The organism is Rhizobium sp. 25PS6 (assembly GCF_032464655.1).
GTDB lineage: Bacteria > Pseudomonadota > Alphaproteobacteria > Rhizobiales > Rhizobiaceae > Rhizobium > Rhizobium laguerreae.
Genome location: NZ_JAWDIV010000022.1, coordinates 81,308 through 94,279, shown reverse-complemented (window position 1 = coordinate 94,279; position 12,972 = coordinate 81,308). Strand labels below are relative to the sequence as shown.

Genomic DNA, 12,972 nt, shown 5'->3' with positions numbered 1-12,972 from the left:
TCAGTTCTGGGATGCAGGAAGCGCGTGCTGTGGCGCGCAATATTTCGAGTTTTCGTACATCAGCGCGATCGTGTTTTCGGAATGGCGTGTATCCACCACCTGCCCGATGAAGATCGTGTGCGTTCCATAGGGAACTGCGCCCATGCGGCGGCAGACAACCGAGGCATGAGCGGAATTCAGCACCATCATGCCGCGCTCATGGCGAACCCAATCGGCAGCGTCGAACCGACGCTCAGGCGCAATCTTGCCGCTGAAACCTTCCGATACGGCTGCCTGCCTGTCGGTCAGGACGCTGACTGCGAATTCCGGCACCTCAAGCAGCATGTCATGCAGGTAGGTGCGATTGTTCAGGCAGATGATGAGAGATGGCGGATCCATCGAAAGTGATGTGACGGCGGTGGCCGTCATTCCATGATCAGCACCGTTGCGACAAGCAGAAATGACTGTCACCGTCGCCGGGAAACGGCGCATGGTCGATCGAAACGCATCGCTGATAGGTGCGGGGGCCGGCGCTATGCCGAGGGCAGTGGCAGACATGATTTCCTCCCGTGTCTCCTTAGCATCCAGATTATTGCATTTGCAACTATTGTCAACGCAAGTTTATAATTTGGGCGGGAAAATGCTTGCCTTACTCAGCCTTTCTCGACGGCTGAAAGCCAATCGTGTTGTCATTCCGGTCATTTAGGTGCATGTCGGAGAGAGCCCTCAGCAAGCGAAATCCCGCCAGCAGACAGAGACATGTACAAACTTACCGATTCCGTTCCTTATCTTCTCAATCGCGCCGGCGTGCGGATAGCCGAGGTGTTCGCGCAGAGAATCGCCGAAGACAATCTCAGCGTGGCGATGTACCGGGTTCTGGCCATGCTCAAGGAGCGCCGCGAGAGCACCCTGGGGGATCTCGCCGACGTCGTCTCTGTCGAGATTTCGACGCTGTCGCGCCTCGTCGGCACACTGGCCAAACGCAAGCTGGTGTCGAGAACACGTCCGGAGGATAATGGCCGCATCGTCATCGTAAGGCTGACCCCCCAGGGCGAGGCGCTGACGGAAAGGCTCATGCCGCTTGCCGTCGAGCTTGAACGCACCGCGGTTCAGGACATGTCGGACGAGGAGGTCGCAGCACTGAAGAAGGCGCTGCGCCGCATGCACAGCAACCTGCCGGCAATGTCCGGAAAGGGAAAAGTTGCGAGCTGAAAAGTTTGCAGTTGCAAATATTTTATTCGCAAGTATTTAATAGCGTGTCATCGTTGTCTTGACATAACCCGTTTGCGGGTGAGTCTGGCGCTGGGAGGAACCACGCCGGCAATGATCCAGGAGGATTTGTACACGGATCGACGCGAACCTGCCGCTGGCTGGAGCGTACTTCCTGTACGCAAATGTATGGGGAGGGAACATTGGCCATACAAGATCTCGCTATTATCAACGAACGCGTTCGCAGCCCGAATATCATCATCGCCCTTTGCGGTCTGCTGATCCTGTTCGACGGTTACGACCTGATCGTTTACGGCGCAGTCGCGCCGGCATTGCTCGGTGAAGCCAGTTGGGGCCTGACACCGGGCATGGTCGGACGGGCTGCCTCCATCACCCTATTCGGTATGCTGCTGGGCGCTCTCGTTGCCGGAACACTTGCTGACAGGATAGGTCGTCGCAAGGTCATCATCGGCAGTCTGCTGAGCTTTTCCGTGATGATGATCGGCAGCGGTCTTGCGCCGAACTTTCTCGCTTTTGAGGGAACACGTTTTCTCGCCGGCCTGGGCCTTGGAGCTCTTTTTCCGACGGTAACCGCTCTAATCATCGAGTTTTCTCCGCCGAAACGGAAGGCAATGGCCTATTCGATTGCTCTTCTCGGTTATCTGGCCGGCGGCATCATCTCGGGTATCCTCGGAATGCTGCTGATACAGAAATACGGATGGCGTCCACTGATGATCATCGGCGGTGCACCGATCCTGCTTCTGCCTTTCTTCATCCGCCTCATCCCCGAGTCCCCCGAATGGCTGGCAACGAAGAACCGCCAGACCGAAGCCAACCAAATCGCAAACCAGTACGGGCTGCCCAATCCCGTAGCCAGGCCCGTTGCGTCACGCCAGGTGGGCATCCGGTCGCTGTTTTCCGAAGGTCGCCTGCTGCCGACATTGAACGCATGGGGCATTCACTTCTGTTCGCTTCTGCTCACATTCGGCATGGTCAACTGGCTTCCGACCATCATGAACAAGATGGGCTATGACCTCGGTTCTGCCCTCCTCTTCTCCGTAACGCTCAATCTCGGAGCGGCCGTCGGCCTCCTGATCGGCGCAAGGATTGCCGACCGCGGAAATGTCAAAATAGTCGTGGCTGGGATGTTTCTTCTCGGTGCCTGCTCGATCTGGTCGCTGACGCAGGTGGATCAGGGCCTCCAGGTTTATGGTCTCGTCGCACTTGCCGGTACGGGAACGATCGGTACGCAGATCCTCGCCAACATTCTCGTCGGAAACCTCTATCCGGTCGAAATCCGTGGAACCGGCCTTGGCTTCTCGCTCGGCATCGGCCGTATCGGCGGCATGATAGGACCGGCTATCGGCGGTGCGGTTCTGGGTGCAGGCCTGGCTCCGCAGTGGAACTTCTACATCTTTGCATCCGTCGGAGTCTTGGGATGCGTCCTCGCACTCATGACATTGCTGTATCGCAAAAAGGCTGATTGACGCCCAGATTGTCGGCAGGTCTGGCATCCAGAACCTGCCGGCAATGGCTCCCGCACGCCGGCGGTCGAGCAGGTCGGCTAGATCGCCCTGATGAAACGAGCTAAATAGTCGACGAAGCAGCCGAGATCCCGTATGCCGCTCATATGTCGATCCGACAGGCAATAGAAAGTCATAACGATGGCAAACTCGCCCCGCAGACCTGTCAATCCAATGGATGCTGCCGAAGCGTTGTTCAATCCCGCGAAGAAGAAGGCGGAGCCAGCGGTTGAGCGGCCGGCGCTGCCGAATACAAAGGAGCTTGTTTCGCTCAAGATCGACAGTGATGTGCTTGCCTATTTCCAGGAAGATGGCCCTGGCTGGCAGGATCGGATCAACGACATTTTGCGCGCCGCGATGAAGAACAGGCTCTGACCCTGTTGCACCATCTTGTCCGCCACGGGTGGTCGTTGTGATGCCGAATGCACTGCACCGGCTTCTCCGCAGCGGCCTTGTCCATGTTCTCTTCGCCTCTTTGGTAATGGGCAGCTGGGCGGTCTTCGCCAATCGGGCGCACGCCATGCCATTGCCGCTCTATGCCGGGCTTGTGCAGGGTACGATATCCGCCTGCCTGACGCTTTTCCTGAAATCTGTGATTGACTGGCTTTCCAAGCGCTTCGTCGGATCGGTACGATTTTGGGCGCCGCCTCTCATTGCCTGTCTCGGCTCAGCCAGCATTCTCGTGGCAATCCATGCGGCGACCGGCACACCGGAAATACTCAAGACCATCGCATTTCCGCTGCTCGTATCGACGAGCTACGCGACAGTTTACAATTATTCGATCTCGGCAAGACGAGGTTTCGATACATGATGGGAAGGCACGTGATCCCATTTTCGCGGACACGCCTCCTGCAATAACAAGCAGTCGCATGCTGCAGGAAGCAAGGGCGTGTCCGGGGTAGAATGTCACTCCTTCACCGCCCCGGTCATCGATGAGACGTAGTAGTCCACGAAGAACGAGTAGAGGATGACCACCGGAAGCGAGCCGAACAATGCTCCCGCCATCAGTGCCCCCCATTCGAAGACGTCGCCGCGCACCAGTTCGGTCAGTACGCCCACAGGAATGGTTTTGTTTTCCGACGACTGGATGAAAGTCAGCGCATAGATGAATTCGTTCCAGGACAGCGTGAAGGCGAAAATGCCAGCTGAAATCAGCCCGGGTACTGCGAGCGGCAGAATGATCTTGGTGAGAATCTGCCACCTGTTGGCGCCGTCCACCAGCGCGCTTTCCTCCAGCTCGAATGGAATCGAGCGGAAATAGCCCATCAGCAGCCAGGTGCAGAAGGGAATGAGGAAGGTCGGATAGGTGAAGATCAGCGCCAGCCGCGAGTCATAGATCCCGAGCTTGAAGACGATGAAGGCAAGCGGGATGAAGAGGATCGACGGCGGCACGAGATAGGCGAGGAAAATGACGAGGCCGACCGAACGCGAGCCGGTGAAGCGGACGCGCTCGATCGCATAGGCGCCGAAGACTGACGCCACCAACGAGAGGAAGGTGGAGCAGACCGCCACCAGCATCGTGTTCCACAGCCAGCCCGGATAGGATGTCTCAAAGAACAGGTATTTGATGTGATCGAGCGTCGCCCCCACGACCCAGAAGGGGCTGTAGTTGTTATAGTCGGTCAGCTGATCGTTCGGCTTCACCGCGGTGATCGCCATCCAGTAGAACGGGAAGAGCAGCACGACGACGAAGACCGCCATCGGCAGGTAGAGCATCACGATCCGCCGCGGCAGGCGGTTCAGATAGCTCATACCTTCGGCATTGTCGGTCACGACCTGATCGGCGGCGTTTGAATTTATCGACATCGTCACTCTCCCTAACCCCAATTTGGCTCTAACCCTGGCCTTAATCCTGGCCGCCCTGTTGCCATTTGCGCCGTTGCAGCCCGAAGAAGCTGAACATGATGGCGCCGAGCAGGAAGGGCACCATGGCGACCGCGATGGCCGCACCCTCGCCGAGCTGACCGCCTGGAATGCCGCGCTGGAAGGATAGCGTCGCCATCAGATGCGTCGCGTTGACGGGTCCACCCTTGGTCAGCACGTAGATGAGCTGGAAATCCGTAAAGGTGAAGAGCACCGAGAAAGTCATCACCACGGCGATGATCGGCGTCAACATCGGCAGCGTCACATAGCGGAAACGCTGCCAGCTCGTGGCGCCATCGAGCGAGGCGGCCTCCTGCAGCGACGCCGGAATCGTCTGCAGCCCCGCAAGCAGCGAGATCGCCACGAAGGGAATGCCGCGCCAGACATTGGCGACGATGACGGATATGCGCGCATTTATGGGGTCCCCGAGAAAGTTGATCGGCCCGCTGATCAGTCCCAGCTGCATCAGCGACCAGGAGATGATCGAAAATTGGGAATCGTAGATCCACCAGAAGGCCAGGGCCGAAAGCACCGTCGGCACGACCCAGGGAAGCAGCACGATGGCCCGGAAGAAGGATTTGAACGGCAGGTGCTGATTGAGCAGCATCGCCAGCCAGAGGCCGAGCGCGAATTTCAGCACCGAGGCAACGGAGGTATAGAGAATGGTGTTGAAGACCGACAGCCAGAAGACGCCGTCGTCCATCAGGAACTGGTAGTTCTCCAGCCCGATGAAGATGCCGTCGCGGCCGATCCTCGTATCGGTGAAGCCGAGCCAGACGCCGAGCCCCAGCGGATAGGTGAGAAAGCAGACGAGGAACACCGCCGCCGGCAGCATGAACAGGAAGCCGAGCACGTTGTTGTTCTGCAGGAGCGAAGAGATCGGCCCGCGTCTATCCTCCGGATTCACCATCGACATTGCTTATCTCCAGATTACGTTTTGAACTCGCAGAGTGCTAGCGGCATGCCGAAGCCGGCATGCCGCTTGCTTTGAAGCGCGGCTCAGACGCGATAGTAGCGGTTTGCCCGGCGTTCAGCTTCCTTCATCGCATCTTCGGGCGACATCTGGCCGGTGACGGCGGCCGCATACATGTCGACCAGAACGTAGTCGGCCATGGTCGCTGCCGAGGCATAACCGAGTGGGCCGCCATAGCCGTTCGGGCGCAATTTTTCCGAGGCGCGCGCATAAGGCGCGTGGATCGGATCGGATGTCCAGATCGGGTTCTGGGCGAAAGCCTTGAGCGGCTGGCAGCAATAGGCGCTGGAGCCCTGGATCCAGGCATTCATCTGGTCGGCTTCCATCATGAACTTGATGTAGGCCTTCGCCGCTTCCGGATATTTGGTGTGCTTGAAGAGAAGCAGTGAGCTCGTCTGGAAAAGCTCGACGCTCTGGCCAACCGGGCCGACCGGGAAATTCGTCGTGCGGATGTCCTTGGCGATCTCGGCGAGCTTCGGGTCGTTCTTGGCTGTGTAATAAACCGAGACGCCGTTGGCGATCAGCGAAACCTGGCCGGCGAGGAAGGCACGGTTGTTGTTGACGTCCTGCCAGCTTTCCGTGCCTGGAATGAAGGTCGCATAGAGCTCCTTGGCATAGTTGATCGAAGCCAGCGTTTCCGGGCTGTTGATCGTTACCTTGCCGCCTTCGTCGACCATCTTGCCGCCGTGGCTCCAAAGCAGCCAATGGGCGTAGTTGTTGCCGTCGCCAACGGCCTTGCCGTGCGGGAAGCCTGCCGGCGTGCCCTTGGCTTTCATCGCCTTGCAAAGCTCAAGCAAGCCTGCCGTGTCTTTCGGGAATTCGCTGAAGCCGGCCGCCTTCACGTGAGTGTCGCGATAGACCACCGCATTGCCGATTGCGGCCAGCGGCATGGCGATGAATGTGTCGCCGCGCGCCGCATAGCCCTTCACACCATCATACCAGCCGCCATATTTGTTGCCGAGATAGTTGGCGAGCTCGGTCAGGTCGACCAGCTTGTCGGGATACTGGTGAGCGTCGTCGAACCAGCACATGATGAGGTCCGGGCCGGAACCGACATTGGCCGCGACGGCAGCCTTTGGGCGGATATCTTCCCAGCTTTCCTTGTCGATGCGCACATCTACGCCGGTCGCGTCTGTGAATTTCTTGGTATTTGCAATCCAGGCCTCCTCATCGCCCTTGACGAAGGGTGTCCAGCGCAACAGCCGCAGGCTGGCGCCGCTTTCCGGTGTATAGGTCGGTTCGGCCTGCGCGAAGGTCGGCCGGATGCCTAGGCCGGCGGCGCCGGCAACGGCAGCCGAGGCGGCAAGAAAGTCACGTCTCTTAAAACTCATGATATTCCTCCTCTTCAGAAAAGCGGGTGCGAACTCCCCGACGTTCACCTCCCGCATTGTGAACGACGGTCCTTGAATCCCTAAAACGGGGTGCTGCCGGCTTGCGGGCGACGGGGGCTCCTCCGCCCCGCGCAGCCGCCGGACGGCGTCAGTTGGTCAATCTCCGGCCGCTCTCGGCATCGAAGAGATGAACATGCGCGGCGTCGATCGCAACGCGCAGGGTCTCGCCCGGCCGCGCGCTGACGCGTTCGCGGAAGACGCAGCTGAGGTCGCTGCCGCCGAGCCTGAGGATAAGATGCGTCTCGTAGCCGGTCGGCTCGATCACCACGATTTCACCGGGCAGGCCATTGGCATCGAGCAGGATGTATTCCGGGCGAAGCCCGTAGACGAGGTCGCGGCCCAGGGCGTCGGCAGGCGGGTTGGAAACCGGGAGCGCCGTGCCATCAGGCGCCTTAAAACTTGTCGGGTTCTCGGGGTCGAGCCTGCCCTTGATCATGTTCATCGCCGGCGAGCCGATGAACCCGCCAACGAAGAGATTGGCCGGCTTGTCGTAAAGCTCGAGCGGCGTGCCGATCTGCTCGACGACGCCGTCATGCATGACGACGATCTTGTCGGCCATGGTCATGGCCTCGATCTGGTCGTGGGTGACGTAGACCGTCGTCGTTTTCAGCCGCTGGTGCAGTTCCTTGATTTCGGCGCGCATGGCGACGCGCAGCTTCGCATCGAGGTTGGAGAGCGGTTCGTCGAATAGGAAGACTTCCGGATCGCGGACGATCGCCCGCCCCATGGCGACACGCTGGCGCTGGCCGCCGGAAAGCTGGCGCGGATAACGGTCGAGCAATTTGTCGAGACCGAGGATGCCGGCGGCATATTTCACCCGCTTCTCGGCTTCCGCCTTCGGCGCCTTGTTCAGCATCAGCGAGAAACCCATGTTCTCCTGTACCGTCATATGCGGATAGAGCGCATAGTTCTGGAACACCATCGCGATGTCGCGGTCCTTGGGCGGCAGCGTGTTGACCACGCGCCCGCCGATCTTGATCTCACCGCCGGAAATATTCTCAAGTCCCGCCAGCATCCGCAGAAGAGTGGACTTTCCACAACCCGACGGGCCGACCAGGATCACGAACTCCCCGTCGGCAATGTCGATATCCACGCCTTTGATCACCGGAAACGACCCGAATGATTTCCGCACATCCGCGAATTGAACGCCTGCCATACCCACTCCTCCCAGAAATCGAGCGCTACATGCTATGTCTTCGTATTTTCGTATATCTTGCCGGCGGCCTTATCTTCTCAAGTCCTTCTGCCGTTGCAATCCCGCATATGCGGGTGTGCCCTGGCGGTACTCTCCTCCTATGGCGCGGTTTTAGCCCAGCCCAATCTCATCCGGACGCACCCGGAGCGTCTTCGGCGAGATAGACCTCGATCAGCTCGTCCACCGTGGTTTCGGCGGAAAAACCCAGTTGCGTCGCGCGTTCGGGCGTAAAGGACTTCGGCCATCCGGCGACGATCCCTTCAATGACCTCGTCGCGGCGACGATCGATCAACTCCGCCGCCTCGGGACCGGCAGCACGGCGCAAGGCGGCAATCTGGTCGGCAACGGTGGCGGCGACGCCCGGCATGGTAAGCGTGCGCCGGACACCCAGCGCCGCCGTGTCGAGCGTCGCAGCATGGATCAGGAATTTGATGGCGGAACGCGGACTTGCCAGCCAGTGCTTGACCGTTTCCTCGACCGGAAGAACAGCCCGCTGGCCTGCAAGGGGTTCACGCAGGATTCCGGAAAAGAAGCCCGATGCCGCGGCATTCGGCGCACCAGGCCGGATCACGATGGTCGGCAACCGAATTCCGACGCCGTCAATGAAGCCGCGCCGCGAATAGTCCGCAAGCAGAAGCTCGGATATCGCCTTCTGGACTCCGTAGCTGGTCAGAGGTGCCAGCACGTAATCGTCGGGAATCGGATCGGGAAACGGCGAGCCATAGACCGCGATCGACGAGGAGAATACGAACCGGGGAACATAGGCTTGGCGGGCTCCTTCCCGGCGGATCGCTTCCAATAGCGATCGCGTGCCGTCGAGATTGACTCGGTAGCCGAGTTCGAAATTGCGCTCGGCTTCGCCGGAAACGATCGCGGCAAGATGGAAGATCACGTCAGCCCGGCGGGCCGCCAGGGCTTCCGCTGCGCCGCTTTCGGAGATATCGGCAGCCAGCGCTTCCACCGGCGCAACGCCACCGGCGGGTATCGGCGGAGGCGCGATATCCACGAGCGTCATGCGCGTAACGGTTCGGCCGCCGAGGGAGCCGCTGCGCGCCAAGTTGGCAGCAAGCTTCCGGCCGATCATTCCTCCCGCCCCGATAATGAGAATATGCATCGTGTTTCGCCTCCCTGCGAACTACGAGAAGAGTAACTTGGTCGTCGTATAAATACGGGTTTCGTGGATTGCGAAGGCCGCGGCGGCGGCGTCCGGGTCCCGCGTCTCCAAACCGGCGAGGATCATCCGGTGATCGGCGATGCTGGTGGCGATGCTCCCGGGCTGCGATACGACGCGCCTTCGGTGGCTCAGAAGATAGGAATAGAGGTCGGCGGCCATATCAGCCAGCACCGCGTTACCGCTGGAACGGTAGATAGCGGTGTGAAATTCCCGGTCACATATCAAAAAACGAACAGGATCGTCACAGGCGGCTTCCTGTGCCGCGATCGACTTGCCGAGATAATCAAGAGTTGAAGGCTCCATCTTGAGCGCGGCAGCCCTGACGACCTTTGCTTCGATCAGCAGCCGCGCCTCGTGAACATGGTCAAGACTGTAGGCCGCAATGTCGCGATACCGCGCGGCCTGGACGGCCAATTCGCCGACGTCCTCTGATGACACTACCGTGCGCGTTCCGTGCGCAACCGAGAGAATCCCATGCGTGGAAAGGATAAGGATCGCCCCACGGACGGTCTCGCGGCTGACCGAGAGTGCGGAGGCGAGTTCACGTTCGCTTGGCAGCGGATCGCCCACCTTGAGAATGCCGGTGGCAATGAAGGTCGCAATCTTCTGGACGACGAAGTCTTTCATCGACTTCTTCGGCGCTCCACCGAGCGCCGCAACGTCGTCTTCGAGCATCGCTCGAACGTCCATTGCTTTTCCCCCTCCCCGCGCTCAGGTCTACTGGTCCGGTAAGTGGACCAGTAGACCTGAGCAAGAGAGGATTGTCAACGGATGACGGCGCGCGATCTACCCAACCGTTATTTGGAGCAGTTTTGTGAATGGCAATATCAGCACGCCGAGAAAACCAGCTGATCACGGCGCCGGACGGACTGACCCCTCCTTCACAAAGGAGGAAACGATCATGGAACACACCAACCACGTACGCTTGACGACTTCAGAACTTACCCCTGCCGTCCCCACCATTCTATGGAGCCGGATCACAAAGTCGGCAAGTTCGATCATATCCATGGCGCGGGCGCCGGCGGCTTCTCGGTCAGCGACGTCGGAGGCTTTCTGGGTATCGGCTCGAACCCTGTTGCAGTTCCGGTCTCGGATATTGGGTTCATGCGCGATGAAGACGGCGACGTTCATGCCTTTACGAGCTGGACCAAGGACGAGCTCAAACAGATGCCCGAGTACCGCGACTGGGCGTAATCACATGATGCCCTCCGTCCTGACGTAGTCGTTGACGCTGCAGGGCGGAAGGCCCATCTACTCGTACATGGCAAAACCCAAAACGACCGACGATGCGGAGCTGATCAAGGAGTGGCCCCTATCGACCGCAGCCACGCTCGGATCATCCGTTCGCGCGAAGGGGATTCTGCTGGAGATTCGCGCACGTCTGCCTTTGGCGGTGAGAAAGTCGCTCGAAATCGAGGCGGGTGCTCTGACACTGGCGATGGCTGAAACGGCTAAGAGTGCGTTCCGTGCTGCTTCGTCAGTCGTTTCCAACGCGCTCGAAGACATCGAAAGCCTGCCTGTGATCCCCCGTGAAATCCAGGATATCCTGACGATCTCTACTACCGAGAGACATCGCTGGCTCAGCGACGGGCGCTTGCCCAGTGCAGGAACCCGCACGGTGAAGCTGCGTGGGCGGGCGAGGAAAATTACCTTCCACGTATTCGACCCGCGCGTGGTGGAGGACATCCTCGACCGAGACATGGTGACAGTCTGGCGCGAAGAGGATGCTGAAGCGACGGCCGAGAAACGACGACGGGCAGCCTTGAAAGCGAAGTTGACGCGTTCGTTGAAGACCAAGGCCAAGACCCCTTCGAAACTTGATGCCGACCCCGACGATGCGTCACGTTCGAAACCTCTCGGCTGGGAAGAGTTCTGTCGCGATGGGTTGCTCCGCTGAGGCGGCGGCACCTCTGCAACGCAGTCTTCGATCCCCTTCCTGTCTAACGGTGTCGATCCGCTGATCACTTCTCGCAAAGCTTGGCCACGTTCCTCTCCAGACTTCGCCGGAGGGCGCCAGAGATTTCAGTCTCAAGTCCTTTGACGATGTCGCCGAACCGGCCACCGGTCTTCACGATCTCGATGGAGGTCTCGGTCATCTTGCAGGTCGTAAGGTCGACCTTCAGCCGAACCTCAGCGGTCGCTGAAAACCCTCCTTGTACCAGCGCTTCGTCCGAGGTCTTGCAAGCAAGCGTGCCGCGGGCGCTCGCCTCCGCGGTGTTGCCATTGACCGACAATTGCAGGTTTTCGATCTTCACCGAATCGAGCTTGTCGACGCCTACCTCCACACTGATACCGAAGCTCGATACCTTGGTCTTCAACGACCTGCATGGCTGCGCATCTCCGATGGCCCTCTCCAGGGCATTCGGTGCCTGTGCGTTGGCGAAGGAGCATGGCTGGAGGAGAAAGACTCCTGCCGCTAACAGGCCTAAACGTTTCTGCATCGCTCTCCCATCTCCCTGGATTTCATGCAGGCGCCTCTGAATGATAGGGCGGGATCGGTCTGCGGGAAAGGCAATGGCGGTTGCCCGACCATGACCGTCGCATAATGAACTTAGACGTCAAATATTGTTTTACGACCGATGGAAACCACGTCGTTTGCAGTACGAGCTCGTGGCCGCGGCAAATGGCGAGCCACATCCCTCGCATTCCGATCCGATTACCTGGCTTGAAAGATCCTGTGTCGTCTTTCGAGCCACTCGTCGATCTCCCGCGACATGTTTCGGAAACTGTAAGCACAGGAGACCGCAGCTCCGCGTATCGCTTTTAGAACATTGATCTGTTCGAAAGAAAGTGATGATTTTTCAGATCGATATTGGCTTCATGAGCGGCGACTGTGTTCAGGAACCGGTCGAGCATCGAGTTGAAGCTCTCCGGCTTTTCCCAGAAGGGCGCGTGACCAGCACCTTCCATTACATGCGCTTTGCCTTCGAAGAGCAACTGGATGTTCAGGCCCGAAAAATAGCTGAGTTTGACAAAGGGGTCATGAAATCCATTCACAAAAGCAATGGGTATATCAGCCTGTTCGACGGTGCGGCGCTGATCCACCCCCTGCCCCCGCAACATTGCGCGAGAAAAAACGCTCCTTAGTCTCCCGTCTGCACGCGCTATAGCATCGCGAAAGGAGGGGTTGCTCGTGTCTCCAAAGCAAAGAGACTGAAACCGCTCCACGTCACGCGATGTAAAGTTCTCTTTTGATGCCAGAAGAATATCAAATGATGGATGGAATCCCCGCAGCATTCCGAGGAGACCGCTGGGGACCGGTGGCGTGCCGCACAACATCAGGCCCGAAATGCCGTTGCCGCTGCCCGCCATCTCAATCGCGACGTGACCGCCAAGCGACCATCCCAGCACGGGAAAGCGACGAAGCCCCAGGCGCGCTGCCACCTCTCCTATGCAGTCGGCAAGACCGGTGACAGTGTAAGTTGACTGCGGATCTCGAGCGTCGCTCGATTCGCCATGCCCCGGAAGATCGAGCGCAATCAGACGCCAATTCCGGGACAAATGGCTGTGTAGTTGCCGTGAAAAGACCGTCCGTGAGCTGCCGGAACCGTGTATCATAAGTAGTGGTGCAGCGCCATCGATAGTGTCACTGATGCGCACAGCGCCGTGGCTGGTGTCGATTGTACAGTGAAATACGTCCATAAGCTGCGACCCCTAAAGCGCAG

Annotated in this window: 14 protein-coding genes and 1 pseudogene; 6 read left to right on the top strand and 9 right to left on the bottom strand. The window is 59.1% G+C overall.

Annotated elements, in window-relative coordinates; all coding sequences use genetic code 11:
• Positions 1–537 carry a flavin reductase family protein gene (locus tag RWK44_RS27735; RefSeq protein WP_316029687.1) on the bottom strand — a complete coding sequence of 179 codons (537 nt, stop codon included), beginning with the start codon at positions 535–537 and terminating at the stop codon, positions 1–3.
• Between the two features lie 201 nt (positions 538–738).
• Between RWK44_RS27735 and RWK44_RS27730 the strand changes: the two genes are divergently transcribed.
• The 4 genes from RWK44_RS27730 (at position 739) to RWK44_RS27715 (ending at position 3,522) form a co-directional block, all read left to right on the top strand.
• On the top strand, positions 739–1,191 hold the full coding sequence (locus RWK44_RS27730; RefSeq protein ID WP_003562469.1) for a MarR family winged helix-turn-helix transcriptional regulator: 453 nt from the start codon (positions 739–741) through the stop codon (positions 1,189–1,191).
• A gap of 182 nt (positions 1,192–1,373) precedes the next feature.
• Entirely contained in the window at positions 1,374–2,675 is a 1,302-nt protein-coding gene (locus tag RWK44_RS27725; protein ID WP_316029686.1) for an MFS transporter, read from the top strand.
• Positions 2,676–2,852: 177 nt separating this feature from the next.
• Entirely contained in the window at positions 2,853–3,086 is a 234-nt protein-coding gene (locus RWK44_RS27720; RefSeq protein WP_316029685.1) for a BrnA antitoxin family protein, read from the top strand.
• 40 nt (positions 3,087–3,126) lie between these two features.
• Complete coding sequence (locus RWK44_RS27715; RefSeq protein WP_131661231.1) at positions 3,127–3,522, top strand: hypothetical protein; 396 nt, start codon at positions 3,127–3,129, stop codon at positions 3,520–3,522.
• A 95-nt stretch (positions 3,523–3,617) separates the two neighbouring features.
• Here RWK44_RS27715 and RWK44_RS27710 read toward each other — a convergent pair whose 3' ends face one another.
• From RWK44_RS27710 to RWK44_RS27685, 6 genes are all read right to left on the bottom strand, one after another.
• Positions 3,618–4,517 (bottom strand): carbohydrate ABC transporter permease, encoded by a 900-nt coding sequence (locus RWK44_RS27710; RefSeq protein WP_077980696.1) that lies wholly within the window; start codon positions 4,515–4,517, stop codon positions 3,618–3,620.
• 40 nt (positions 4,518–4,557) lie between these two features.
• Positions 4,558–5,490, bottom strand: coding sequence for a carbohydrate ABC transporter permease (locus RWK44_RS27705; RefSeq protein ID WP_017956497.1), 933 nt, complete (start codon positions 5,488–5,490; stop codon positions 4,558–4,560).
• Positions 5,491–5,573: 83 nt separating this feature from the next.
• Positions 5,574–6,878, bottom strand: a complete 1,305-nt coding sequence (locus RWK44_RS27700) for an ABC transporter substrate-binding protein (RefSeq protein ID WP_077980695.1) — start codon at positions 6,876–6,878, stop codon at positions 5,574–5,576.
• 148 nt (positions 6,879–7,026) lie between these two features.
• On the bottom strand, positions 7,027–8,094 hold the full coding sequence (locus tag RWK44_RS27695; protein ID WP_131663490.1) for an ABC transporter ATP-binding protein: 1,068 nt from the start codon (positions 8,092–8,094) through the stop codon (positions 7,027–7,029).
• Between the two features lie 166 nt (positions 8,095–8,260).
• Positions 8,261–9,247 (bottom strand): D-erythronate dehydrogenase, encoded by a 987-nt coding sequence (gene denD, locus RWK44_RS27690; protein ID WP_131663489.1) that lies wholly within the window; start codon positions 9,245–9,247, stop codon positions 8,261–8,263.
• A 21-nt stretch (positions 9,248–9,268) separates the two neighbouring features.
• Complete coding sequence (locus tag RWK44_RS27685; RefSeq protein WP_131663488.1) at positions 9,269–9,997, bottom strand: FadR/GntR family transcriptional regulator; 729 nt, start codon at positions 9,995–9,997, stop codon at positions 9,269–9,271.
• Between the two features lie 211 nt (positions 9,998–10,208).
• On the opposite strand from RWK44_RS27685, the pseudogene RWK44_RS27680 reads away from it, so the two are divergent.
• Together RWK44_RS27680 and RWK44_RS27675 are read left to right on the top strand one after the other, a co-directional pair.
• Positions 10,209–10,501, top strand: a pseudogene (locus RWK44_RS27680) (PRC-barrel domain containing protein).
• 67 nt (positions 10,502–10,568) lie between these two features.
• Positions 10,569–11,204, top strand: coding sequence for a hypothetical protein (locus tag RWK44_RS27675; RefSeq protein WP_131641144.1), 636 nt, complete (start codon positions 10,569–10,571; stop codon positions 11,202–11,204).
• Between the two features lie 64 nt (positions 11,205–11,268).
• Here the strand turns inward: RWK44_RS27675 and RWK44_RS27670 are convergent, their stop codons facing one another.
• Together RWK44_RS27670 and RWK44_RS27665 are read right to left on the bottom strand one after the other, a co-directional pair.
• Positions 11,269–11,748 (bottom strand): hypothetical protein, encoded by a 480-nt coding sequence (locus tag RWK44_RS27670; RefSeq protein WP_077980690.1) that lies wholly within the window; start codon positions 11,746–11,748, stop codon positions 11,269–11,271.
• Between the two features lie 322 nt (positions 11,749–12,070).
• Positions 12,071–12,949: an alpha/beta fold hydrolase gene (locus tag RWK44_RS27665; protein WP_168281493.1), complete on the bottom strand. Its 879-nt coding sequence runs from the start codon at positions 12,947–12,949 to the stop codon at positions 12,071–12,073.
• Positions 12,950–12,972: the final 23 nt, after the last annotated feature.

Bases quoted from the DNA above. Each gene is read 5' to 3' on its own strand.
- RWK44_RS27735 (WP_316029687.1), bottom strand. From the start codon at position 537: ATGTCTGCCACTGCCCTCGGCATAGCGCCGGCCCCCGCACCTATCAGC.
- RWK44_RS27730 (WP_003562469.1), top strand. From the start codon at position 739: ATGTACAAACTTACCGATTCCGTTCCTTATCTTCTCAATCGCGCCGGC.
- RWK44_RS27725 (WP_316029686.1), top strand. From the start codon at position 1,374: ATGTATGGGGAGGGAACATTGGCCATACAAGATCTCGCTATTATCAAC.
- RWK44_RS27720 (WP_316029685.1), top strand. From the start codon at position 2,853: ATGGCAAACTCGCCCCGCAGACCTGTCAATCCAATGGATGCTGCCGAA.
- RWK44_RS27715 (WP_131661231.1), top strand. From the start codon at position 3,127: ATGCCGAATGCACTGCACCGGCTTCTCCGCAGCGGCCTTGTCCATGTT.
- RWK44_RS27710 (WP_077980696.1), bottom strand. From the start codon at position 4,517: ATGTCGATAAATTCAAACGCCGCCGATCAGGTCGTGACCGACAATGCC.
- RWK44_RS27705 (WP_017956497.1), bottom strand. From the start codon at position 5,490: ATGTCGATGGTGAATCCGGAGGATAGACGCGGGCCGATCTCTTCGCTC.
- RWK44_RS27700 (WP_077980695.1), bottom strand. From the start codon at position 6,878: ATGAGTTTTAAGAGACGTGACTTTCTTGCCGCCTCGGCTGCCGTTGCC.
- RWK44_RS27695 (WP_131663490.1), bottom strand. From the start codon at position 8,094: ATGGCAGGCGTTCAATTCGCGGATGTGCGGAAATCATTCGGGTCGTTT.
- denD (WP_131663489.1), bottom strand. From the start codon at position 9,247: ATGCATATTCTCATTATCGGGGCGGGAGGAATGATCGGCCGGAAGCTT.
- RWK44_RS27685 (WP_131663488.1), bottom strand. From the start codon at position 9,997: ATGGACGTTCGAGCGATGCTCGAAGACGACGTTGCGGCGCTCGGTGGA.
- RWK44_RS27675 (WP_131641144.1), top strand. From the start codon at position 10,569: ATGGCAAAACCCAAAACGACCGACGATGCGGAGCTGATCAAGGAGTGG.
- RWK44_RS27670 (WP_077980690.1), bottom strand. From the start codon at position 11,748: ATGCAGAAACGTTTAGGCCTGTTAGCGGCAGGAGTCTTTCTCCTCCAG.
- RWK44_RS27665 (WP_168281493.1), bottom strand. From the start codon at position 12,949: ATGGACGTATTTCACTGTACAATCGACACCAGCCACGGCGCTGTGCGC.